We start from the raw sequence: 1,056 nt of genomic DNA, 5'->3' as shown, positions 1-1,056 counted from the left end.
GTCACAAGGGTCGGGAGGAACGGCTCGTCCCGGCTCTCTGTGCGGAAGATCTTTGAGCGGAAGAGGCCGGTGCTGCTCCCGATGGCGATCGCAAACGCGATGATCCCGATGCCGCCAACCCATTGCATGAACGACCGCCAGAAGAGCAGGGTCCTTGGAGCCGAATCCAGCGACTGCATCATCGTAAATGCCGTGCCGGTCCACCCCGCCATCGCCTCGAAGAGAGCATCGACCGGGCTCATCTGTGCCCCGAGGATGAACGGGACGGCACTCACCAGGGGAGCGAGCAGCAAAAAGAGCGCCACCGAGCAGAACGCCATCGAGAGGCGCACCCCGCGCTCATGCCGCGGGAGCGAACGCAGGACGATGCCAAGAACAAAAAGGATCGCCGGGACCGCTGCCATCGGGAGGAGCATGTGCCACTCGGCGAAGATGAGGGCCACGATCAGGGGGACGCAGGTGACCGGTGCGACATAAAGAAAGATCTCCCCAACGTCCGCCACGATCGAGGAGAGATACCGCAGGCGCTCCATCATTAATGGGTGTTGCCTGAAGGGGTATTAGCGTTTGCCATGGCCCCGGGGCCGGGCGGAAAAAAAGGGACGGGGAAAACGGTTGGGTCAGGAGATCCCCGCTTCCTTGTGCTTTGATGCGATCTGGTCGGCAAGGCGGTCGAGCCCCTGCATGGCAGCCTCGTCGGGCAGGCATTTCGCGAGCACCGGTTCGAGCACCTCCACTTTGAGGTGGTCGAGCATCGAGACAATGGTCTCGGCGCTCTTCCCGCCCCAGCCATAGGAGCCGATGACCGAGGCATACCTGGTCTTGGGCCGCAGCGCGTTGGCAAGGTACGTGGCATAGACGATCTGCGGGTGAGGCCCGAAGAGGACGGTCGGGGTCGCCATGACAACGGTCGCGGCATCCACGAGCGCGAGCGCGAGTTCCCCGATATCGGTCCGGATCAGGTTGAACGGCTTCACCTCGACACCCCGTGCCATCAGCGCGGCGACCAGGTGGTCCACCATCTTCTGCGTGCTGCCATGCATCGAGACATACGGG

General features: G+C 63.2%; 2 protein-coding genes. Both read right to left on the bottom strand.

Annotation, left to right across the window (positions count from 1 at the left end):
• Positions 1-536 (bottom strand): potassium transporter TrkG (locus CW742_RS14905; protein ID WP_292421751.1); only part of this gene is annotated, 536 nt, incomplete at its 3' end.
• A gap of 84 nt (positions 537-620) precedes the next feature.
• A partial coding sequence (locus CW742_RS14900; protein WP_342764896.1) for a flavodoxin domain-containing protein occupies positions 621-1,056 on the bottom strand: 436 nt, incomplete at its 5' end.

Origin of the sequence: Methanoregula sp. (assembly GCF_002835825.1) — an archaeon.
Classification (GTDB): Archaea; Halobacteriota; Methanomicrobia; order Methanomicrobiales; family Methanospirillaceae; genus Methanoregula.
The sequence above is the reverse complement of the archived record's forward strand: the minus strand, read 5'-3'. Positions and strand labels throughout refer to the sequence as shown.